22 protein-coding genes and 1 tRNA gene are annotated in these 21,366 nt (G+C 70.7%); 18 read left to right on the top strand and 5 right to left on the bottom strand.

The features are described from left to right. The first annotated feature begins 262 nt into the window (after nucleotides 1-262). The 12 genes from ACFWDO_RS06620 to ACFWDO_RS06565 all read left to right on the top strand — a co-directional run bounded on the left by ACFWDO_RS06620 (nucleotide 263) and on the right by ACFWDO_RS06565 (nucleotide 11,698). Nucleotides 263-1,174 (top strand): bifunctional DNA primase/polymerase, encoded by a 912-nt coding sequence (locus ACFWDO_RS06620; RefSeq protein WP_380315175.1) that lies wholly within the window; start codon nucleotides 263-265, stop codon nucleotides 1,172-1,174. A gap of 397 nt (nucleotides 1,175-1,571) precedes the next feature. Further along, complete coding sequence (locus ACFWDO_RS06615; RefSeq protein WP_380315178.1) at nucleotides 1,572-2,360, top strand: hypothetical protein; 789 nt, start codon at nucleotides 1,572-1,574, stop codon at nucleotides 2,358-2,360. Next, on the top strand, nucleotides 2,353-3,357 hold the full coding sequence (locus tag ACFWDO_RS06610; RefSeq protein WP_380315181.1) for a ParB N-terminal domain-containing protein: 1,005 nt from the start codon (nucleotides 2,353-2,355) through the stop codon (nucleotides 3,355-3,357). Before ACFWDO_RS06615 ends, ACFWDO_RS06610 begins: the two co-directional genes overlap by 8 nt. A gap of 59 nt (nucleotides 3,358-3,416) precedes the next feature. Then, nucleotides 3,417-4,070, top strand: a complete 654-nt coding sequence (locus ACFWDO_RS06605; protein WP_380346856.1) for a hypothetical protein — start codon at nucleotides 3,417-3,419, stop codon at nucleotides 4,068-4,070. Nucleotides 4,071-4,080: 10 nt separating this feature from the next. After that, nucleotides 4,081-5,271, top strand: a complete 1,191-nt coding sequence (locus tag ACFWDO_RS06600; RefSeq protein WP_380315187.1) for a M23 family metallopeptidase — start codon at nucleotides 4,081-4,083, stop codon at nucleotides 5,269-5,271. Further along, a complete protein-coding gene (locus ACFWDO_RS06595; RefSeq protein ID WP_380315190.1) occupies nucleotides 5,268-5,561 on the top strand; it encodes a DUF6112 family protein in 294 nt (97 codons plus the stop codon). Before ACFWDO_RS06600 ends, ACFWDO_RS06595 begins: the two co-directional genes overlap by 4 nt. 33 nt (nucleotides 5,562-5,594) lie before the next feature. Further along, on the top strand, nucleotides 5,595-5,903 hold the full coding sequence (locus ACFWDO_RS06590; protein WP_380315193.1) for a DUF6112 family protein: 309 nt from the start codon (nucleotides 5,595-5,597) through the stop codon (nucleotides 5,901-5,903). Between the two features lies 1 nt (nucleotide 5,904). Beyond that, nucleotides 5,905-7,212 carry a conjugal transfer protein TrbL gene (locus ACFWDO_RS06585; RefSeq protein WP_380315196.1) on the top strand — a complete coding sequence of 436 codons (1,308 nt, stop codon included), beginning with the start codon at nucleotides 5,905-5,907 and terminating at the stop codon, nucleotides 7,210-7,212. Further along, complete coding sequence (locus ACFWDO_RS06580; RefSeq protein ID WP_380315199.1) at nucleotides 7,209-8,663, top strand: SCO6880 family protein; 1,455 nt, start codon at nucleotides 7,209-7,211, stop codon at nucleotides 8,661-8,663. The genes ACFWDO_RS06585 and ACFWDO_RS06580 overlap by 4 nt, the downstream gene beginning before the upstream one ends. 246 nt (nucleotides 8,664-8,909) lie before the next feature. Then, entirely contained in the window at nucleotides 8,910-9,452 is a 543-nt protein-coding gene (locus tag ACFWDO_RS06575) for a prepilin peptidase (protein WP_380315202.1), read from the top strand. Nucleotides 9,453-9,495: 43 nt separating this feature from the next. Continuing rightward, on the top strand, nucleotides 9,496-9,954 hold the full coding sequence (locus ACFWDO_RS06570) for a hypothetical protein (protein WP_380315204.1): 459 nt from the start codon (nucleotides 9,496-9,498) through the stop codon (nucleotides 9,952-9,954). A 241-nt stretch (nucleotides 9,955-10,195) separates the two neighbouring features. Next, a complete protein-coding gene (locus ACFWDO_RS06565) occupies nucleotides 10,196-11,698 on the top strand; it encodes an ATP-binding protein (protein ID WP_380315207.1) in 1,503 nt (500 codons plus the stop codon). On the opposite strand, the gene ACFWDO_RS06560 is transcribed toward ACFWDO_RS06565, so the two are convergent. Beyond that, nucleotides 11,673-12,389, bottom strand: a complete 717-nt coding sequence (locus tag ACFWDO_RS06560) for a hypothetical protein (RefSeq protein ID WP_380315210.1) — start codon at nucleotides 12,387-12,389, stop codon at nucleotides 11,673-11,675. The genes ACFWDO_RS06565 and ACFWDO_RS06560 overlap by 26 nt on opposite strands. A gap of 789 nt (nucleotides 12,390-13,178) precedes the next feature. Continuing rightward, a complete protein-coding gene (locus ACFWDO_RS06555; RefSeq protein ID WP_380346853.1) occupies nucleotides 13,179-13,427 on the bottom strand; it encodes a hypothetical protein in 249 nt (82 codons plus the stop codon). A gap of 479 nt (nucleotides 13,428-13,906) precedes the next feature. Here ACFWDO_RS06555 and ACFWDO_RS06550 point away from each other — a divergent pair, with 479 nt between their 5' ends. The 6 genes from ACFWDO_RS06550 to ACFWDO_RS06525 all read left to right on the top strand — a co-directional run bounded on the left by ACFWDO_RS06550 (nucleotide 13,907) and on the right by ACFWDO_RS06525 (nucleotide 19,459). After that, on the top strand, nucleotides 13,907-14,884 hold the full coding sequence (locus ACFWDO_RS06550) for an ImmA/IrrE family metallo-endopeptidase (protein ID WP_380315216.1): 978 nt from the start codon (nucleotides 13,907-13,909) through the stop codon (nucleotides 14,882-14,884). Continuing rightward, nucleotides 14,881-15,417: a hypothetical protein gene (locus ACFWDO_RS06545; RefSeq protein ID WP_380315219.1), complete on the top strand. Its 537-nt coding sequence runs from the start codon at nucleotides 14,881-14,883 to the stop codon at nucleotides 15,415-15,417. The genes ACFWDO_RS06550 and ACFWDO_RS06545 overlap by 4 nt, the downstream gene beginning before the upstream one ends. Continuing rightward, entirely contained in the window at nucleotides 15,414-17,180 is a 1,767-nt protein-coding gene (locus tag ACFWDO_RS06540; RefSeq protein WP_380315222.1) for a type IV secretory system conjugative DNA transfer family protein, read from the top strand. Before ACFWDO_RS06545 ends, ACFWDO_RS06540 begins: the two co-directional genes overlap by 4 nt. 94 nt (nucleotides 17,181-17,274) lie before the next feature. Then, complete coding sequence (locus ACFWDO_RS06535; protein ID WP_380315225.1) at nucleotides 17,275-17,811, top strand: single-stranded DNA-binding protein; 537 nt, start codon at nucleotides 17,275-17,277, stop codon at nucleotides 17,809-17,811. 2 nt (nucleotides 17,812-17,813) lie between these two features. Next, nucleotides 17,814-18,446: a hypothetical protein gene (locus ACFWDO_RS06530; RefSeq protein ID WP_380315228.1), complete on the top strand. Its 633-nt coding sequence runs from the start codon at nucleotides 17,814-17,816 to the stop codon at nucleotides 18,444-18,446. Then, nucleotides 18,446-19,459: a hypothetical protein gene (locus ACFWDO_RS06525; RefSeq protein WP_380315231.1), complete on the top strand. Its 1,014-nt coding sequence runs from the start codon at nucleotides 18,446-18,448 to the stop codon at nucleotides 19,457-19,459. The genes ACFWDO_RS06530 and ACFWDO_RS06525 overlap by 1 nt, the downstream gene beginning before the upstream one ends. Nucleotides 19,460-19,515: 56 nt before the next feature. Here the strand turns inward: ACFWDO_RS06525 and ACFWDO_RS06520 are convergent, their stop codons facing one another. From ACFWDO_RS06520 to ACFWDO_RS06510, 3 genes are all read right to left on the bottom strand, one after another. After that, nucleotides 19,516-20,787: a tyrosine-type recombinase/integrase gene (locus tag ACFWDO_RS06520; RefSeq protein ID WP_380315234.1), complete on the bottom strand. Its 1,272-nt coding sequence runs from the start codon at nucleotides 20,785-20,787 to the stop codon at nucleotides 19,516-19,518. Nucleotides 20,788-20,793: 6 nt separating this feature from the next. Beyond that, entirely contained in the window at nucleotides 20,794-21,030 is a 237-nt protein-coding gene (locus ACFWDO_RS06515) for a helix-turn-helix domain-containing protein (RefSeq protein WP_380315237.1), read from the bottom strand. 227 nt (nucleotides 21,031-21,257) lie between these two features. After that, a tRNA-Pro gene (locus ACFWDO_RS06510) sits at nucleotides 21,258-21,331 on the bottom strand. Nucleotides 21,332-21,366: the final 35 nt, after the last annotated feature.

The raw sequence follows: 21,366 nt of genomic DNA, 5'->3' as shown, positions 1-21,366 counted from the left end.
CCGTCGGGTAGGCGTCGGCCCGGTGAACTTCCCTTCGAGAGCGGCGTCGCGACGACCGCACTTGGGATGTCACGTCTCTGTGCAGAGACCCGGGGGATGGTCCGCCAGCAGTACCCAAGGGGATCGGCGCAAGCATTCTTGAACCTCTCCCCGTACGCACCCTGACCTGCCCCGACGGCTCCCCCTCGAGTGCGTACGGGGCGCGTACGGGGTGGGGTACCCCGTACGTTTTCGGTAACGCACCCGGCCCAGCGTGGGGTGCATGGAACGCACCACCACTTCCGCGGGTTGGTCGCCGGCGACGGTCGTCGCGGCGTCGGCTGCACCGACGCTCGGGGAGGCAGCACTCGTCTATGTGCGGGCGGGGGCGGTCGTCTTCCCCTGCCGGCCGGAGGGGAAGGCACCGCTGACGCGGCGTGGCTTCCACGAGGCCTCCCGCGACGAGGAGCAAGTGGCCGCGTGGTGGCGGCGCTGGCCCGAAGCGAACATCGGCCTCCCGACCGGGGCCATGTCCGGGGTGGACGTCGTCGACGTCGATGTGCACGACGGCGGCAGCGGGTTCGGCGGGTTCGAGCGCGCCCGACGGGCGGGCCTCGTGGCCTCGTGGGCGTGCCTGGTGCGTACGCCGTCGGGCGGCGTGCATGCCTACTTCCCGCACGGGCTCGAGCAGCGGTCGTGGACGATCGCCACGGCGCACGTCGACTTCCGTGGGGACGGCGGGTACGTCGTCGTCCCGCCGTCCCGGTGCCGGACGGCGGACCGTGTCGTACGTGGGTATGAGCTGCTGGTAGCAGCCCACCACGAATCGGCGCCGGTGGACGCGGCCGCGCTGCGGGGCCTGTTGGTGCCGCCGCGCCGGGGTCCTGTTGTGGGCGCCGCGCCGGTCTGGGATGCGTCGCCGCGCTACTTGGCCGAGTGGGTGGCCGCGCGTCCGGAGGGTGGCCGCAACGGCGGGCTGTTCTGGGCGGCGTGCCGGATGGTCGAGGGCGGCTTCGACCGCGACTCGGTGTTCGGCCTGCTCGGCGAGGCTGCCGAGCGTGCCGGGCTCGGCCGGCGGGAGGCGACGGCCACGATCAGCTCGGCGTTTCGCCGCACCGGTCCGCGTGAAGCGGGCGCCCGAGGACGCAACCACTCACACGCACAGTCCCGGTCGAGCGAGGCGGTGGCCCGATGAATGAAGACGAGCGCGAGCGGGACGACGACCAGCGCCGTCCGCTCCCCCGCCCCACGAGGCCGCCGCGGCACCCTCAACTGGCCGTGCGCGACCACGCACCGACCGGGCCCTCCGACGTCGAGCCCACGGCGGACACTGAGGCTCCGGCGGGGCCGGAGGTGCCGTGGGTGCGTCCGTCCGAGCTGCCGTTGACTGTGGTCGCTCCGGTGCTCGGCAAGGTCGTCGATCGGAGTCTGGCGGCGCAGTCGAGAGCGACGCGGCCCGTCGTTCTCGCCCCGGCCGTGGTTGCGCGTGCGGCAACACGGCGGCTGCGGGCCCGGCGGGCGGCACGCCGGCCGAAGGGGCTGGACCGATGAACGCGACACCACGGTTCACGCGTGCGTCCGGGCTGCGGCGGATGCTGATCGAGCTGCACCGGCGCCCGGCCGGGTGGGAGGAGACGGAGGCTCGGGAGCTGCTGCGCCATTGTGTCGAGCGGTACCGGGGCCTGGCCCGCAAGTACGGGCAGACGGGTGAGGACGCTGCCACCGCGGCCTATGAGGCGCTCACCGCGCCCGCGACACGCTGGGCGCGGGATCCGTGGGGTGTGGTGACCCAGGCAGTGCAGCGCACGCTGCAGGCGGAGCACCGGGCGAACGGTCTGTTGTGCGGGGTCGAGCAGGCCCGGCACCTGATGCATGAACCGCTGTTCGATGCTCAGCGGTTCGCCGAGCACGTCTCGGTCGAACGCGAGCTCGCCGCCGACGACACCGGCGTCGACAACTCCGTCCTGGGCGCCGCAGTTGTCGAAGGGCGGTCGGCACGGTTCGTGCCGGCGGCCGATGCGCTGGCCGAGGCGGTGAGGGTGTTCTCGTTCTGCGGCTGGCCGGCCGACGTCGCGCGGTGCGCACTCGAGCTGATCTGTTCGCGTCTCGTCGAGGCCGGGCAGCGCCGTCGTGCGTTCGAGTACCTCCGACGCCACCGGGAGGGGTGGGGACACCTTGATCTGAGCCAGGAGCAGTGGACGCGGGTGCTGACGGTGGTGCTGGGTGCGCAGAATCCCGACCTTGCCGCGACGGACCTCGGACGCGGGCTGCTGTGGCGCCTGGTCGTCGGCCAGTCGCGGGAGGAGATCTGCGAGGACGTGCGAGTCACGAGCGCCCTGGCGATGTCGGCGCCCCCGTGCCTGGAGGTGCGGTATGCGTGAGGCGAAGGACTACCTGGGGGCCGAGCGTTCCGTCTCCTCGATCACGGTCGGCATCCGCCACCGGTCCGAGCTCGGTGACCTCAGCGCGCTGATGGCGTCGATCGAGCGGGTCGGCCTGCTCCAACCGATCACGGTCACCCCCGACGGGGTGCTTGTGTGCGGGCGACGGCGCCTGGAGGCGATCATCCGGCTCGGCTGGACGAGCGTGAAGGTGTGGGTCCGGGCCGGGATCTCCGATCCGCTATCCGGCCTGCTCGCCCAGCAGGACGAGAACGCGCTGCACAAGCCCCTCGCCCCCACCGAGGCCGCCAGGCTCTACCGGGAGCTGAAGGCGGTCCTGGCCGAAGACGCACGCCGCCGGCAGGAGGCCTCGCGCTTCGGCACGGACGGCGACGTCGGGGAAGAGAACGGTGGTGGGGACTCCCCACCACCGCGCAACGACCACACCCGTAGCCGGGCTCGGGCCGCGCACATGGTCACGGGTTCCGAGTCCTACCAGCGTCTGGAGCAGATCAGTCGCATCCAGAACGTCATCGACGACGAGTCCTACCCGCTGGAGGTCCGCCGTCTCGCCGAGTCCGAGCTCGACAAGATCAACGACGGCGGCCCGGTCGACCCCGCATACCGGACCGTGATCGAGGCCGTCGCGCTCAGCTCGGCCGCTCCGAGATCGGCTGACGAGCCCTGCCTCGATGACGAGCCGACGCCGGAAGAGATCGCCGAGCTGAGCACGAAAGCGTTCGCGCGAGCCAAGGAGGAACGCAAGCGCCGCGTCGAGCTGCTGTCCTCGCACCGCACCCCGCCGACGCCGGTGAAGCGTTCGGTCACGGCGCTGGTGATGTCGTGGGCGGACCTGGACGGCTGGACCCAGCACTACGACCCGGCCGAGGTCGCCGCCAAGCTGAGCGACTCCGACTGGGCGATGCTCGAGCGGACCGTCGCCGAGTCCACCCGCTTCGTCGACCTCGTCCGCGCCGCGCGTGCGGGCGCGGCGTGAGGAGGCCGACGATGCTCCCGCTCCGGTGGTCCGCCGCCCGGCCGCTACGCCGGGGACGAATGGTCCTCGGTGTCGCCCTGCTGCTCGCCGCGATCGCACTCACCGCCTTCGTGCTCCTCCCGCGCGGCGATGCCCCCGCAACGTCCATCCCGCGCACGGCCCCACCCTTCCCGGGGCCTTCGACGGCCACGTCCGCGTCGCCCCGGCCGACGTCGGACGAGCTGGCCCCCATCCCAGCGACCACCGACGAGGTCGCGTTCGTCACCGACGTCGCGCACGCCCTCTTCGACTGGGACACGACCGGCCCGCACACGCTCGCCGACCACAAAGGTCGCCTGCTCGCCGTCGCCGACCCCACCGGTGTCGACTCCCCCGGCCTGGTCGCGGACCTCGACGGCTATCTGCCCAGCACGCGGGCGTGGGAGTACCTCGCCGACTACGAGACACGGCAGTGGATCCACGTCACGGACGTCGTCGTGCCGGACCAGTGGGCCGACGTCCGGGCCGACGTCGACGCGGCAGCGGGCGACGGCGACGCTACCGGGCTGACGGCGCTGACCGTCACCGGGGTCCGGCATCGCGCGGGCCTGTGGGAGTCGCGCCCGGTCAGTGAGGCGTTCGATGTCGCGTTCACCGCGGTCGTCGTCTGCGAGCCGGCCTTTCCGCGCTGCTACCTGCTGCGTCTGTCGCGTCTCGATGAGCCGCTGCGGTGAGGAGCCGATCATGAAGCGACTGATCCTCGCCGGTGCCGCGGCCGCGGTGGTGGCTGCCCCGATGGCCGCGGTCCCGCTGGTGGCCCTCACGATGGCCCCCGGTGCGACAGCGTCGTGCCTCGCACCCGAACTCGTCGTCGGGACGGTTCCGGACCACCTCGACGTCACCACGGCTGACGGAACACACGTGCGCCTCGGTCGACACCAGCTCGGCCACGCGGCGACGATCGTCACCGTCGGCGTCCAGATCGACGGCGTCGGGCGGGACGGGGTGCTGGTCGCGCTGATGGCGGCGCTGACCGAGTCGCGGCTGCTCATGTACGCGAACACGACCGCCTACCCCGAGTCGGCGTCGTTCCCGCACGACGCGGACGGCGCCGATCACGACTCCCTCGGGATCTTCCAGATGCGTCCCGCGGCCGGGTGGGGCACCGTCGCCGACCTGATGGACCCGGCCTATCAGGCCCGGGCGTTCTTCGGCGGACCGTCCGGCCCCAACACCGGCAGCCCGCGCGGTCTGCTCGACGTCCCCGGCTGGGCGTCGCTGCCGAAGGCCGCCGCGGCGCAGGCGGTGGAGGTCTCCGCCTACCCCGACCGGTACGCCGCCTGGGAACCGGCCGCCCGGCAGATTCTCGCCGAGCTCACCTCCGAACCGAGCTCGCCGGGGACGGCTTCCCCCGCCCCCGGCGACAGCCGGGCCGCCGTCCTGCCTGTCGTCACGGCGACGGTGTTTCCGCTGCCGGCCGGGACGTGGACCCGCACCAGCGGGTATGGGATGCGCCTGAACCCGGTGCTCGGGATCCGGCGGCTGCACGCCGGCGTCGACCTCGCCGCGCCCGCGGGCACCCCGGTGCTCGCGACGGCGACCGGGCGGGTCACGTATGCCGGGACCAGTAGCGGCCTCGGCAACCACATCATCGTCGAGCACCACGTCGACGGGCAGGAGATGGCCTCGGTCTACGGGCACCTGCGCGACGGCGGCATCCACGTGCGCGCCGGGGACGTCGTGGCCGCCGGGCAGCGCATCGGCGACGTCGGGTCGACGGGAAACTCCACCGGTCCGCACCTGCACTTCGAGATCCGGCCCGGCGGGGCGACCGGTGCCGCCGTCGACCCCGACGCATGGCTCGCCGCCACCGACGAGACACAGGACGCCGAGCGGGCAGCCGGTGCCATCGGCCCGTGTCAGGTGACGCCATGACGGCTGTCGCCGAGACCCTCACGGGCGCCGTCGCGCCCGACTTCGGTGCCGTGACCGCCTCGGGCGAGCTGACCCGGATCATCGGCGCTCTGCTCACCATCACCCTCGTCGTCGCCGTCGGCGCGCTGGTGGTCTGCGCGGTCACCTGGGCCCTGACCGCGTCCAGCGGGCACTGGCACACCGCGATGCGCGCCCGCACCGGTATGTGGGTCGCGCTTGGCGCCGCCGGCCTGGCCGGTGGCGGGACGGCCTGGGTGAACCACCTCCTCGACATCGGGGCCGGCATCTGACCGCCCCACACATCACGGATGCGGAGACCAGTCATGGACATTAACCACGCCGCCGTCGCGCTGGTCGCGGCGCATGTCGACATCGACCCGAACACCGACGGACTGCCCGGCATCGCGCAGCTGCGCACGATCGTCGGCGCCGTCATGACCGTCGGCCTGATCCTGGCGGTCCTGGCTCTGGTCGTCGCGGCGATCGTGTGGGCAATGGGCGCCAACTCCTCCAACCCGCACCTGGCCGGCCGCGGGAAGACCGGCGTGCTCGTCGCACTCGGCACCGCGATCCTGTGCGGCGGCGCGGTCACGCTCGTGAACTTCTTCTGGGACGTGGGGCAGGCGGTCTGACATGGGCGCGTGCGACCTGCCGGTCCTGAACGCGGTCTGTGCAACAGCCGGCGAAGCCGCCGCAGCAACGGTCATCGCCCCGTTCCGCTGGCTCGCCGACGCCGCCGTCGCCGCCGCGGCCTGGACCGTCGACGTGATGTGGGCGGCGTTCGAGACCACGACGTTCGTCGACATCACCAGCGGCCGGTTCACCGCGATCTACAACATCGTCTTCGGCATCGCGGTCTTCGTGATGCTGACCTTCTTCCTCGTCCAGCTCATCGGCGCCGCAGTCCGCCGCGAACCCGCGGCACTGTCCCGCGCCGTGGTCGGGCTCGGCAAAGGCGTCCTCGGCTCGTTCGTCGCCCTCGGCCTGCTGGCCACGGCCCTCGAGATCACCGACCGGTTGTGCCTGGGCCTCGTCGCCGCCGCGGGCACCACCGTCGAGGAAATGGGCGGACGGATCTCCGCGCTCACGGCGGGCCTCGCGCTGTCCAGCGCCGGTGGTCCGGTCATGCCGATCCTGGTGGTCATCGCCCTGGCGGGACTCACGGTCGCGGCGTCGTTCATCGTGTGGATCTCGCTCCTCGTGCGCAAGTCCCTGCTGCTGGTCGCAGTCGTGCTCGCGCCGATCGCGTTCGCCGGCGCCACCTGGGACGCCGCACGCGGCTGGGCCGCGAGATGGGGCGCCTTCGTCCTCGCGCTGATCGCGTCCAAGCTCGTGGTCGTCGTGATCTTCCTGCTCGCCACCGCCCAGGTCGCCGCGCCCATCTCCGCCGACCTGCAGTCGTTCGCCGATCCGATGGCCGGCGTCGTGCTGATGATGGTCGCCGGGTTCGCGCCCTACCTGACCTACAAGTTCATCGGCTTCATGGGCCTCGACGCCCACCACGCCACGTCGGCCGAACAGGAGACCAAGCACGCCCTCGACCGCCCCCTACCGACACCGCACCGCGCCGCATCCAGGCGTTCGCCGTCCAAGGTGCTCGACGACGAGCAGCCCGCACCGAGCGTCCGCGGCACCAGCACGTCCAGCACGCCCGGGAGCCCGGTACTGACGAGCCCACCAGCTTCGACGCCGCGAGGGGCGGGTCCCGCGCCCGCTGCTGGCGCGTCCAGCACGTCGGCGGGGACCGGGGGCAGTGCCGCGAGCGGATCAGGCGGGGTCGGCGGCGGCAGCGCCGCGGCGGGTGCCGGTGCTGCAGCGGGCGGCGTCGCCGCCGGTGCAGCCGTCATCGCAGCGGCGGCCACGGCGGGCCCGAAAGCCGGGCAGGACGTGGCCGAGCACGCAGCCCAGCACGACGAGCACGCGCGTGGAGAAGGCTCATGACCGCCCCACGCGATGACAGCGACGTCGCGCCGGTGAAGTTCTCCCGCCTGGCCAAGCGCGGGGTGCTGCTCGGCCTGTCCGCCCCACAGCTCGCCGTCGCCGCCGTCGCGGCAGCAGCGTTCGTCACCACTCTCTACCTCGGAGGCGACTCCGTGCTCGTCACAGTCCCCGTCGTCGCGACGTGCGCGGCGCTGGTGTGGGTGAAAGTCGTCGGCCGACCCCTGGTCGAGTGGCTCCCGCTCGTCGGCCGCTGGCAGGCCCGCGCCGCGACGGGGCAGCTCGAGTTCCGCGTCCGCATCGGCAAGCCCCGCCCGGCAGGGACGCTCGCCCTGCCCGGGGACGCCGCCCGGCTACGGCAATGGGTCGACACGGACACCGGCGCCGTCTACGTCCACGACCCCAACGCCGCGACCCTCACCGCCGTCCTCGAAGTGACCCACCCGGCGTTCATCCTGCTGGACCCCGCCGACCAGAGCCACCGCATCACCGGCTGGTCCCGCGTGCTGGCAACAGGATGCCGGTCCGGGCGCATCGCGTGCCTCCAGGTCCTCGAACGCACCCTGCCCGACTCCGGCAAGGGCCTCGGCGACTGGTGGACCAGCCACGGCCGCGACGACGGCTCCTTCTCCTCGACCACCTACGCTGACCTGATCCGCCGCGCCGGGCCCACCGGCGAACGGCACGCGACCACGATCTCCATCGCCCTCGACCTGTCGGCCGCAGGCCGGGCGATCCGCGCCGCGGGCGGCGGGATGTCGGGGACCGTCGCCGTCCTGCGCCAGGAGCTCGACACCATCACGGCCGCGCTACGCGCCGCGGACCTCTCGCCGTCCACCCCCCTCGAACCCGGCGACCTCGCCCTGGCCCTGCGCTCCGCGTACGACCCCACCAGGGCCGCCGCCCTCGAACGCCACGGCGCACTCGGCCGCGACCTGGCCACCGCCGGCCCAGTGTCCGTCACCGAATCCTGGGGCCACCTGCGCTCCGACTCCGCCCACCACGCCGTCCTATGGATCTCCGAATGGCCACGGTCCTTGGTCTACCCCGACTTCCTCCACCCCGTGCTCCTCGCCTCAGGGGTGCGGCGCACGTTCTCCATGCTGTTCACGCCCGTGCGCGCCGACGTCGCCGCCCGGGACATCCGCAAGAAGAAGACCGAGCACATCTCCGACGCCGCCCAGCGAGCCCGCATCGGCCAGATCGAGGACGCCGCCCAGAGCGCCGAGTACGCCGACGTCCTCCAACAGGAAGCCGACCTCACCGCCGGCCACGGCATCCTGCGCGCCGTCGCACTGATCTCAGTCAGCGCCCCCACACCCGAGGAGCTCGAGCAGGCCGTCGCCGCCATCGAGCAGGCCGCGGTCCAGGCATCCTGCGAGACCAGGCGGCTGTGGGGCCAGCAGGCCCAGGCGTTCATCGCCGCGGCGCTTCCGCTGTGTCGCCCGGTGTAGCAAGGTCGGCGGCGCCTGGGATCGATGTACTTCCCCATTCCTCGCGGGAACGCGATGCGGCGGAGGCGGTCGGGACAACGTCCGGCGCCGAAGATGCCGCACACCTCCCGGGTACGATCGCGCCGCTCGTCCACTGTCACACCGTGTCGACACCTCCATCGTGGTGTCAGCTCGTACGGTGCGAGAGTGGCAAGCCACGATGCACGCGGTCCGACGTCGTCGCGACGTCCCGACGACAGTTCCAGCGTGCGTGCATCGACGCTCCGGCTCGTGCGGGAGTCGGCGATGCCGACCGTGGTCATGGTCCTCGCGCTCGCTGCGGTGGCGATTGCCTTCGTCGAAGACCGCTGGTTGTCACTCGCCCTGCTCGGGGCCGCGCCGGCAGCAGCCGCGGCCGCAGTAATCGACGCTCGATACAAGCGGATCCCGACGCCGCTCGTGAGGGCCACGGCGGCGGTCGGGGTGGTGGTGTTCACCGTCGCCGCCGTCGCCACGGGCGAGGTGTCATCGGTGGGACGCTCGCTGTTGGCGAGCGTGGTCGTCGGCGCGGGCTACCTGCTGCTGTGGCGATTCGCCGGCCTGGGACTGGGCGACGTCCGGCTCGCGGCGGCTCTCGGGCTCTTCGCTGGCTGGTCTGGCTGGCCGGCGGTGCTCGCGTTCGTTGTGCTCGCGCATGTCGCCGTTCTCCCGCTGGCGCTATGGCAACTCGCCCGCCGCCTACGTGGTGACCTGCCGTTCGCGCCTAGCCTCGTCGTCGGCCTGTACACCGCCATCGCACTCGTGGGGTGAAGCCCGCACCTGCGTGTTGATGCGACCGCGAGGGAGGCTCGCCATGCCGGAATTCGCACGCCCCGTGACGTCGGCAGATGACGCCGCCGAGCACCTGCGGGCCCTCGCGCACGCGACACAGCGGTTCGGCGACCCCGGCGACACGTACTGGGTGACCGGCAGCGTCCTCGCGATCACCCGCCGCCTGCAAGCGGTCCTGGTCAACGTCGCCTCCGCCCACACGGCCCACCGCGATCACGCCCGCACCGACGACGGCAACCAGCTCGAGGGGCGCAAGCACGCCGCCGACGCCGCGTTGACCCTTCGCAGGGCCTCCCTCCTGCTGGAACAGGCCGAGGGCCTGATCGACAAGGCGCAGTCCCACTCCGGTCGGATCGCCTGGCACCGCACCGCTCCCCCCGTGCAAGATGCCGTCCAGGCGGAACCGCATCGCCCGGGCGGGCGGGTCATCGGCCTTGGCCCCCAGCGCAGCCACCAGCCGAAGCCGGGCCGGACCCTCTGATACGCCGCATCATGCTCGGCGAGAAGCCCGGACACGCCTCCGCTGAGGTCGTCGACAACCACACGCGGCTCGCCCATGTGCCAGGGCCGCGGGAGATTCCGCGGATACTTCGCGCTACGACGTCCGCATGGATCGTCCGGTACCCCTGCGAGACGCGACCGAAAGCCGCCCTCCGAGATTCGGTCATCCGGTGCAGGCCGGTCCGCTGTCGCACCAGCGCCACTCTGCAGGGCGGGGCACGGTGACCCGGGAGCGGCTGCACACCGCCGTCCTGATCGCCCCCGCCGGCGAACGCCGCCGCCTGCGCAAGGCACGCCGCTTGGCCGCAGCCCGGATCGCCGCCGACGACCGAGCCGCACGCGTCGCGGCCGCCCGAGCGCGCCGCGCGGCAGAACTCGCCGAACGTCGCGCCACCGTGCTCCTGCCCAAGGCCGGCGAGGCCGGACCTGCCGCGCTGCGAACCCCGGGGAAGCTGCGCCTGCCCCAGCATCAGGACACCTCCGCCACCTGGGGCGGTGCCTACCCGTTCCTCGCCGAGGGAGGCCTCGGAGCCGAAGGAGTCTTCGTCGGGCAGGACCTGTACTCCTGGTCTGCGTTCGTCTACGACCCGTGGGTGCTCTACGCCCGCGGACTCATCACCGCCCCCAACGTCGTCGTGGCCGGCATCGTCGGGTCCGGCAAGTCATCACTCGCCAAGTCGCTATGCACCAGGTCCATCCCGTTCGGACGGCGCGTCTACGTACCGTGCGACCCAAAGGGCGAGTGGACGCCGGTCGCCCACGCCGTCGGCGGGCAGGCCGTCGCCCTCGGCCACGGGCAGCGCACCCGGCTCAACCCCCTCGACGAAGGCCATCGCCGCGCCGACATCGACGATGCCACCTGGGCCGCGCAGCTCGCCGCCCGTCGCCGCGACCTGCTGGGCGCGCTCGCCGAGACCGTCCTGGACCGGCGTCTGTCCCCGTTGGAGCACACCGCGATCGACATCGCGTTGGCGGATGTCGTCCGCAGCACTGACGTGCCCGTGTTGCCGATGGTCGTCGACCGGCTCCTCACGCCAGACCGGCGCGACGACGTCGACGGGCGCCTCGCTGATGACGGCCGCCTGCCCGGGCATGCACTCCGCCGCCTGGTGGCGGGCGACCTGGCCGGGATGTTCGACGGTCCCTCGACGATCACCTTCGACCCGAGCCTGCCGATGGTCACCCTCGACCTATCGGCGGTCGCGGAGAACGACACCGCGATCTCGCTCCTGATGACCTGCGCCTCGGCCTGGATGGAGTCCGCGCTGCTCGACCCGGCGGGCGGGCAACGGTGGGTCGTCTACGACGAGGCGTGGCGCCTCATGTCCCACCCGGCACTACTACGACGCATGGACGCCCAATGGCGCCTGTCCCGCTGGTTCGGCATCGCCAACATGCTCATCTTCCACAAACTGTCCGACCTGGAGAACGTCGGCGACTCCGGCTCGGCGATGCGGGCACTGGCCGCCTCGCTGCTCGCGAACGCTGAGACCCGGGTCATCTACCGGCAAGAGTCCGACCAACTCGGATCCACCTCTGCCGCCCTCGGCCTCACCCGCACCGAACGCGGCCTCCTACCCACGCTCGACACCGGGCAAGGGCTCTGGCGTATCCGCGAACGCTCCTTCGTCATCCAGCACCAACTCCACCCCGCCGAAGCTGAACTCTTCGACACCTCGGCCAAGCTGACGGGCAGGTTCAGAGATCAGTGTCGTCCAAGCTGACCACTCTAATTCGCCACGGCGACGGTAGCAATCCATCAGGCATAAAGTCGTCGTGGGCGTCAATGACGAGGCCACCTGGGCGGACAGTCCGAGCTTCGCTAAAATTCACGATCGCACCGTCAAAGTCGGCGCCCATAAGATCAACGAGTCCACCAGCAAAGAGGGCCCGCCGAAACGCGATCTGCCCACTCTTGAATCTCGATGCAAACGCGACGCGCCCGCCGCGAAACTCCGATTCATAGAAATTCACGCGCGCACCATCAAAAATGGCACGATTGAAAGACGCGTAGCCACCCAAGAAGCGCGTCCGCTGAAACTCGACCCTGCCACCACCAAACCATGCTCTCGTGAAGGTTATTTCGCCTCCTGCATACGTGGCGCCACGGAAAGAAAATGTGCCGCGTACGAACCTGGCCTCGTCGAACCGGAGGACCGTGTGCGAACCAACATCGATCAACGACATACTCCCACCGTCAAACAGAGCCCCCGTGAAGTCGAACCGGTGGCCCTGCCAGCTGACCAGCGCGTCAGGCCGCAGGTGGTCCCGGATGACTCGAATGATCGTGAGGCGCACCTGACGGTCGTGATGGGCGTACTCGCGAACCACCGTCGTTGTAAGAGTCGACTGAATCGAAGACTCGGTCACTTGAGTAATCGATCCTTCGCTGGCCTCGTCCTCCTCGAACGACATATATGGCAAGCGAAGATATCCGCAGAGCACGTCGATGCACTGCTGTCGTCGCACTCGGCCATGCTCGCCTGGCAGAGGGTATGTGTCTGCCAGCGATGACATTGCATAGACACCCGAAAGGCGAACCGTAGGCTGTGGATGGCCGAGTTGTTCAGCAGCCCGTTGAAAGCGCTCGGCGAACGTTACCGCCTCCGAGTCCGCAGACTGCCGCTCCCTTAACCCTTGGTTCCGGTACGCAACAACCAGAGCAACGGCACCGCCTAGTCCGGCGATGGCGTAGAAGGCCAGCCGAACCACTTCAGGCGTGAGGGCCCTCGGCGAGAACACCCGGGAAGGCACCCAAGAACCAGTTAGTGCTGAACCGAGGACGTACGTGAAGAGTGCGGCGCCGAACAGAAGCGCTAGAAGTACGAGCATCACATTCGCCGCCAGAGACAGCTTCCCGTGCTGCTCTGCGGGTGGTTCGACCTGATTCCGACGCCGCATACCCGTTCTCGCCATGTCGGCTAGATTGCCAGCCCTTCGTTACAGTCCGCGCCCTCTGACCTGGATCTCACCCGGTCCCGGGTCGAGGCACACGCTGCCACTGGTTGACGCGTAGGAGGATGCACGACGGTGCTGAGAGACAACGGCGGCGTGGAATCGGCCAGAGCGCGCGAGGCGAGCATCGACGGGGCTCACGAACGTCTCACATGAAGCTGTCGACGCGCACGCAGGCGGTCGTTCGGCATCGCTCCGCCCCGAGCAGCCGCCGCCCGGATCGGGCCCCGGGGGAGGCGTTGGGAGTTGTCACGGGCGACCAGCGTTGATGAGCCGGCACTCCGTGCCGATCCGCTGGAGCCCGTCACGCAGGTCGTCGCGGATGCGCTCGAACTTGGCGGGGTCACCTTCCTGCTGCTCCCAGGCTGACAACTCGGCGAGGAAGTCCGACATGGCCAGGTAGGCGGGGCGGTAGGTCTCATCAGCGGCGGCGGCCTGGGCGAGAAGGTCAACGTGCGGCTCGAACTCGGCGTAGATGTCCCGGACGACGTTGCCCACATCCTCAGTCGTGTCGTCGGGCCCCGCCGGGCTTGGCGCTGACGGCTCCATGCCCTCACAACCTCGTCGGGCGAGTTCCTCCGCCGATGTGCCGGATGAGCACGCCGCAAGTGTTAGCCCGAGCCCGCACACGAGGGCGAGCGCTCCCTTTCGAGTCCTCACGTTTCCAGTGAACTGTGCTCGCTTACGTCCCGGAAGGATGAACTCACAGGCTTCCGCTTCGCAAGGGTATGAAGGTGCGGCCAAGCCCCTGGAGGTCACCCCAGCCGGAGTTGCCAAGAGGTGTCACCGATGATCCATGCGGGGTTACCCGTCCAACGGGACGCGGCGCTCGAGCGGTATCGCCCGCGCACCTATCGGGCGTTCCAAGCTGGAGGTAGGAGATGGTTCGCAGTCATGTCGTTCGCGAGGCTGCTGCGTCGCCGCGTGACGAAAGGATCGATAGGGCCCACGAGCGTCTCGCGGTCGCTGTGGAGGCGATGACCTCCGGTGACGCGTTCCGGCGGGCCGTGGAGTTCGCGGCGAGGTTTCGGACGCGTTCGTTCAACAACTCCGTCCTAATCCTCGTTCAACATGCCGAGGCGTACGAGGCCGGTCGGGTGCCCGCTCCGGAGCCGACATTTGTCGCCGGGTATCGGCAATGGCAGCGGCTGGGGCGCCAGGTGATGCGGGGGCAGGCGGGGTACGTGATCCTCGCTCCGGTGACGGCGCGCTACGCGACCGCCTACCCCGACAGTGGACCGTGGCGGCTACTGGCCCGCGGCGAACAGCCCGAACCGTGCGAGATCGTGCGCTCCCGGCTCAAGGGCACCAGGCCCACGCACGTGTGGGACGTGAGCCAGACCGACGGTGACCCGATCCCAGAACCGCCCTTGCCGCAGCTACTCGACGGCGCTGCACCGGAGGGCTTGTGGGACGGGCTGGCCGCGCAGGTCAGTGGTGACGGGTTCGCGCTGCACTCGACCCCGGCCCCGGCGGGAATCGGCGGAGCGAACGGCCAGACCGACTTCCAGGCCAAGACTGTGTTCATCCGCGACGACATGGACGACGCGGCGCGGGTCAAGACCCTCGCGCACGAGCTCGGGCACGTGCGCCTCCACGCTCCGGACGCAGCCGATGCCCAGGCGCATCGCGGCGTGATCGAGGTCGAGGCCGAGACCGTCGCGCTGATGATCGGCGCCGCGCACGGCATGGACACCTCCGCGTTCTCGGTGCCGTACGTGACGAGCTGGGCCAGCACCGTCCGCGACAAGACGCCGTTCGATGTCGTGACCGCGACCGCCGAACGGGCACGCAAGGCCGCCGTGACGATCCTCGACCGGCTCGACACCCACCAGATCGGCGACGGCGAGCCACCCGGACTGGCCGCAGCCCGCGAACAGGCCGTTCGCACGCGCGAGGCTCCTGCTCCCGCACGACCCCGGGCCGCATCCCGGTCGACGGCGGTGACACGATGAAGCGCGACGACCCGCAGACCGACCTGCCGAGGTTGCACATCACCTACAGGCCGGACTGGACCGCCGAGGCGACGGTGGACGGCAAGCCCTACGACCTGCCCGAGCCGCCGGCCGCGATCAACCTCCGCGACCCGCGCGACGTCGGACGGCTCGTCGCGCTCGACCTCGACCAGGCCGTGCACGTCGTCGCGGTCAACCCCGAGGGCGGCATCTACACGGAGATCTGCGAGCCCGAGCCATTCCCTCCCACCGTGTCAGGGCCGATCTCACCATCGGCATCTGTCCCAGAGTCGACGTCGCACGCTGAGTTCCCGCTCGGCATCGTCGGTAGGGGCTTCTTGCCCGGCGAGCAGGTGTGCGTGGCCGTCGTCGTGGCGGCACGCGACGCCGACGACGATGGCCGGGCGGCGTTGCCCCTGCCCGCTCCCCTCCTGGAGCGGCTGCCGTCCGCGGTCGTGCTGCTCGGCCGCACCTCCGGCACGGTGGTCGTCCACGAGCCCGCCGTCGATGCCCTCGCGGCAGGTGTCGCTTGAACGGCCCGGCATCCTCCCAGAGCGGGGACGACCTGACCACACTCGGGCTCATCCTGCTGATCGGCACTGTCGTCCTCGCCGCCATGCTGCGGGTGGCCGGTGACGTCGCCGCCCTGGCCTCCGGCGTCGAGCCGCCGACCGCGAGCCTGGCCGCCGGGGTGCGGGTACTGCTCACGCCCGCCGACCCGGGCGCCCTGCTCGGCACGCCCGACCTGAATCCGGTCCTGTACTGGGTCGCGGTCGCGGCGTTGCTCGCCGCGGCCAGCGCGGCGGCATTCGGCGTCGGGCGCCTGCTGCGACGCGACCCGACCAGGGCGACCCGGGACCCGCACCGGCTCCCGGGAACCGCAACCGGCCGCGACGTCGCCAAGGTCGCCTCGACCAGGGCACTGCTCGGACGGTCGGGCGCGCTGCGGCCATCGCTGACCAAGCCCACGCCCGCCGACGTCGGCTACCTGCTCGGGACCTCCAGGGGAAAGACCGTGTGGGCGTCGGTCGAGGACTCCATCCTCGTGCTCGGCCCGCCCCGCTCGGGCAAGGGCCTGCACGTGGTCATCAACGCCATCCTCGACGCCCCCGGGCCGGTCATCACGACCTCGACCCGACCGGACAACCTCACCGCTACCTTGCGGGCGCGGCAGCGACGCGGCCCCGTCGCCGTCTTCGACCCGCAGCACCTGGCCGAAGGCTTGCCCTCCGGACTTCGATGGTCCCCGGTACGCGGGTGCGAGAACCCCTTGATCGCGATGATCCGCGCCACCGGGTTCAGCTCCGCCACCGGGCTTTCCACCGGTGGAGTGGAGTCCGGCGGGTTCTGGGAGGGCAAGACCCGCACCGCCCTGCAGGCGTTGTTGCATGCTGCGGCACTCGGGCACTGCTCTCCCAGAGACCTGTTCGCCTGGTCTCTGTCGCCGTCCGCGGCCGCCGACGCCGTCGCGATCCTGTCGTCCCACCCGAACGCCGCCCCCGGCTGGGCCGAGTCCCTGGAGTCCACCATCAGCTCTGACCCCCGCACCCGGGACTCGATCTGGATGGGCGTCTCACTCGCCCTGACCTGCCTCGCCGACCCGCGGGTCATGGACGCCGTGACCCCGCGCGACGGTGAGTCGTTCGACCCGGCAGAGTTTCTACGCTCCGACGGCACGCTCTACCTGCTGTCCACCGGGGCGGGCGCGTCGGCCTCCTGGTCGTTGGTCGCGGCGTTCATCGAAGACCTCGTCGAGACCGCCCGGACCCTGGCCGCCGCGTCCCCCGGCGCGCGCCTCGACCCGCCGCTCCTGCTCGCGCTCGACGAGATCGGCAACCTCTCCCCACTGCCGTCCCTGCCGGTGCTCATGGCCGAGGGCGGCGGCACCGGCATCACCACCATGCCCGTGCTGCAGTCACTCTCCCAGGCGCGCGCCAAGTGGGGCGACCACAACGCCGGCGCAATCTGGGACGCCTCGATCGTCAAGGTCGTCCTGGGTGGGGCGTCCGTCGCCAAGGACCTCCAAGACGTCTCCGCCCTCATCGGCGAGCGAGACGACACCACCGACACCGTCTCCCGCGGGGACCACGGATCGCGCTCCGTCCAACGTTCCGTGCGCCGCGTGCCCGTGATGCCGCCCGAAACGATCCGCATGTTGCCGTTCGGCGCCGCGCTCGTGCTCCTGCGGTCCGCTCCCCCACTCGTCACCGACCTGCGCGCCTGGACCAAGCGACCTGACTCCGCCGAACTCAGCGCCGAGCGCGCCGTCGTCGAACGATCTCTGCGCCGAGCGTGATCGGCCTGTACCGATTGCGCTGGCACCGGGCGCACACCTGTCCATTGAAGCGGGCGCCGACATCGACGGCGCTGCTCGATGTGCGGAGGTCGCCATGAGCATTCCGGTGCAACAGTCCCTGGCGGGGTTCGTCGCCTCAGACCCGGACGTCTCGTTCACCGACGCCGGAACAACCCGGGTCCACTACCGAGTCGGCGTAGAGCATTGGCGACGCGAGCAGGACGGCACGTTCACCAGGCTCGACAACTCGTTCCACGACCTGCTGGTCTTCGGCAAGACGGCCGAGCGGGCCGCTGACCAGTTCCGCAAGGGCGACCAGTTCGTCGCCCATGGCTACGTCGATGTCCGGTACGCCGAACCGCCGGCCCAGCCCGCTGAACGTGAGCAGTTCATCGCCCGCAGGATCGGGCACGACCTCGCCCGCACCACTTACGACGTGCAGCGGCCCTCCACCAGCCCGCAGCACGAGGCTCAACCCACGGCGCCGTTCCCCGTTGGCAACGCTGAGCCGACACCCGTCGAGGCCGGACGCCACGTCCCGCCACCTCCTCCCCCGCCCACGGCCCCGGTCGCCGGCCGGCCCGCTGTATCGCGTACGGCGACGACGTCGGACCACGGCCTCAGGCTGTGACCGTGGACGGCGAGGTTCCCTGGGAGTTGCGCTCCGAGGACGGTGGACGGCGGGAGGCTCTGGTCACCGACGAGCTGCTCGCGGCCTCCGAGGCCGAACTCACGGCAGACATGAATGACGCCGTGGAGGAATCGGGCGAGGTCGAGCCCGTCGACTGGCAGACCCTGACACCGGCCGAGGCCAAGGCACAGTGGCGCGCACTGGACAGGTTCGTGGGCTGGCTGCGTACGACCTACGGGCTGCCGCCGACCATCGTCCCACCGCTGTGGCACCGCCACCCCGAGCTGGTGTGGGAGCTGTCCGCACTGCACACGCACTGGCTCGCTTGCTTCGAGCCGGGCGGCTCGGGCTCCGGGCCGATCGCCTGGCACGCCGACTTCGCTGACGCCCGCGAGCGCCTACGCGAGTGGGTGTCCACCTGCGGCACCCGCCTGGACCGGGATCGGCCCACCCGCACCACTTCCTGGCCTGGCGAGCCGGCGGCGGAGGCCGTCGAGGAGCGGCCCATCACCGACCGGCGCGCGGACTTCGCCGCGTTCGTCGCCGCTGATGTGGCCGCCCGTCGCGCCGCCCAGGCACGAGCGGCGCGCAGGGCACAAGACGCGAAGGCGCAGCGCTGGAACGGAGGATGGTGATGTCCACCGAACCGCACGACGACGGCCGCGACCTGCGCGACCTGCGTCGTCAGGCGGACGAGATCGCGCTCGACGACCACGTCGCCACCTCCGCACGTCCCGCGTATCGAATCATCGCGACCCATCTGTGGGCCATGCTCCGCGGCCTGAAGTTCGACCAGGGGCGGGTGCTAGCCGTCGGGGAAGACGCCGCGACCTTGCTCGGCCTGCCGCACACCGACGGGCACTCGTTCACCTCTCTGGTCGCGGACATCACCCCCGACCACGCTCCCGGGGCCGAGACACCGGCCCACGAGACCGTCCCCCGAATCGGGGACCGGTACGACGTCGTCATCGCGTCCCTGCCGTACAACGACGTGCGCCTCCAGGACCCCGCCCACGTCGTCCTACGCCGCGCCGGCCAGGCGAAGCTCGCCGCCACCCTGCAGCACCTGACGAGCCCCGGCGGGTTCACGGTGCTGCTCGCCTCGCACGACCTGATGGACAACCCCTACCCCAGGACTCGCACACAACTACACCTCGGCGGGGACCTGCTCGGGGCCGTCCGCCTGCCGGCCGGTACCCATCGCCAGCTCCCCGGGCTGGACCTGACCACCGATCTCCTCGTCCTACGACGCCGCCCCGAGCACGCCGACACGAGGTCGGAGCAGTTCGACCGCACCATCAGCATCCGCGTCGACGGGAGGGACCTGGAGGTCAACACCTACTTCGACAACCACGTCGACCAGGTCCTCGGGACCATCGGCTCCGATCCCCTCGCCTGGGGGCCCGCCGCCGTGACCGTCACCTCCACCTCCGACCGCCTCGACCACGACCTGGCCGACGCCTTCGCCAACATCACCACCCGCGGCCGGCGCTCAGGCATGACGTACCACTTTGCGGACGTCTCCGAGCCAATGCGAGTGACGGAACCGACCGCCAACCTCGTCCGAAGCGGTGACCGACAGCCGGACTCGTCGACTCCGCGGCTGCGCCCTCGCCGCGCCCACGGGTCCTCCGGCCTCGAGCGATGACCGAACCGACAAGGGGCCGGCACCCAGCAGCGCGGGAATCCGGCCCCTCCGCGTGTTCACGCTGCGGGGGCGTCGCCACGTCCGGACGTATCGGACTTCTTCGGCCCCGCCGTCCGCTTCCCTCTCGGCGCAGTCGGGTCCATCGGCTCGGCTCCAGGCCGCAGAGATCTCTGCAACACCACCGCGGTCGTCGAGTCCACGTACTGGTTGGGCTCGATGTAGTGCACACGCGTGATCTCGGTCGAGGTATGTCCGAGCAGCTCGGCCGCGAGGTCGATGCCGACCGCGCGTTCGACCGTCGTCGCGACCGTGCGGCGGAACGCGTGCGGCGTGACCCCCTCGGCCTCGGTTCCCTGAAGTACACGGCGCAGCGTCCGACGGAAGTTGTTGGTCGAGATCGGAGTGCCGGTCCGTGTGAAGAACACCAGGTGATCCGGCGCCACATCCCCGATCCTTGCGAGACGAGCGGCGAGCGCGGTGGCCGCGAACTTCGGGATGAACACGGTCCGGGTGGAGCGAGCCGTCTTGGGGTGGTCCTGGCGGAACGTGCGCCCCTTGTCGATCGAGATGACCGTCCCTGCAATAGTCACGCTCGGGTGCTCGGACACCAGGTCGACGTCCTGACGCCGCAGGGCCAGAACTTCGCCGATCCGGGCCGAGGTGCCGAGCATCGTCTCGATGACGGCCAACACCTGGCCGTCGGGCCTGGGGCCCGAGGTGTAGCCGGCGCCGGCCTGCCAGGCCGCGACGAGAGCCCGGATCTGCTCCACCGTTTCCAGCGACAGCGCCTTTGTCTCGTTCACCGGCTTCTCCAGCGTGGCGACGTCACGAACCGGGTTGCGGTCCACCACCTCCCACCGCACCGCGAGCTTGAAGCAGAGATTGAGGACGACCTTCGCCTTCTGTGCCCGGTTGTAGCTGCGCTTGTTGAGGTCCTGAAGCATCCGGTCGACCCGGCGCACCGTGATCTCTCGCAGCGTGAAGTTCTCGAGCGCCGGCAGGACGAGCGTGCGCAGGTCGCGTTCGTAGCGGTACCGGGTGGAGACGGCGAGCTTGTTCGTCTCGTCCAGATGCTCAAGCCATGCCTCGGCGAGGACGGTGAACAACGAGTCGGCGGTCAGGTCACCGCTGCCGGAAGCGAGCTGTTTACGCGCGAGCTTCGCATTGAGGTTGCGTTTCGCCTCGCTCCGCGACTGACCTGTCGCCCGGACCTTACGGTTACGGCCGTCGAAATCGCGGAAGATCGTGACCGCCGTGATCCGGCCGGTGTCGGATTCTTCGTAGTGGATGTCGCCGTGCGTGCCGATCGGGATTCGAGGTCGAGCCACGGCCTATCACCGCAACCCTGTCGTCGTCGACGTGCCCGCCGACATTTCGCGACACTGGGACAGCCACGACCTGACGTCGGACGCGGCGTAACGCAGGTGGTTGCCGATCTTGTACGCGACCGGGCCCTCGCCCTTGATGCGCCAGTCCTTGATCGTCTTGACCGGCACCCCGATGAGATCCGAGAGGTCGCCGATGCTCATGAGCGGCTCGAGCCCGCCGCGAGGCGTGATGGAAGCGGTCATGCACCTCAGGTGTGCGACCCGCTCCACCCGCGCCAGACCGACTCGGACCCGCTGCCGTGGCCGGCACCGCGAACCACCGTCTCCGGGCACGCCGGCGAGGGGTTTCTGGACTGTTTCTGGACTGTTGGCCATGTCTGGCGACCTCTCACTCTGGGTCACCAGCACTCTCCGGAAACGAAACTGGTCTCTGACCTGCTCATTCGCAGGTCAGAGACCAAGTCACGACGTCGGGCTGACAGGATTTGAACCTGCGACCCCCTGACCCCCAGTCAGGTGCGCTACCAAGCTGCGCCACAGCCCGTCGGCCCAGCACGGTGACACTGCGTGTCACCCCGG

Source organism: Isoptericola sp. NPDC060185 (assembly GCF_042728595.1).
In the GTDB taxonomy this organism is placed as follows: domain Bacteria; phylum Actinomycetota; class Actinomycetes; order Actinomycetales; family Cellulomonadaceae; genus Isoptericola.
The sequence above is the reverse complement of the archived record's forward strand: the minus strand, read 5'-3'. Positions and strand labels throughout refer to the sequence as shown.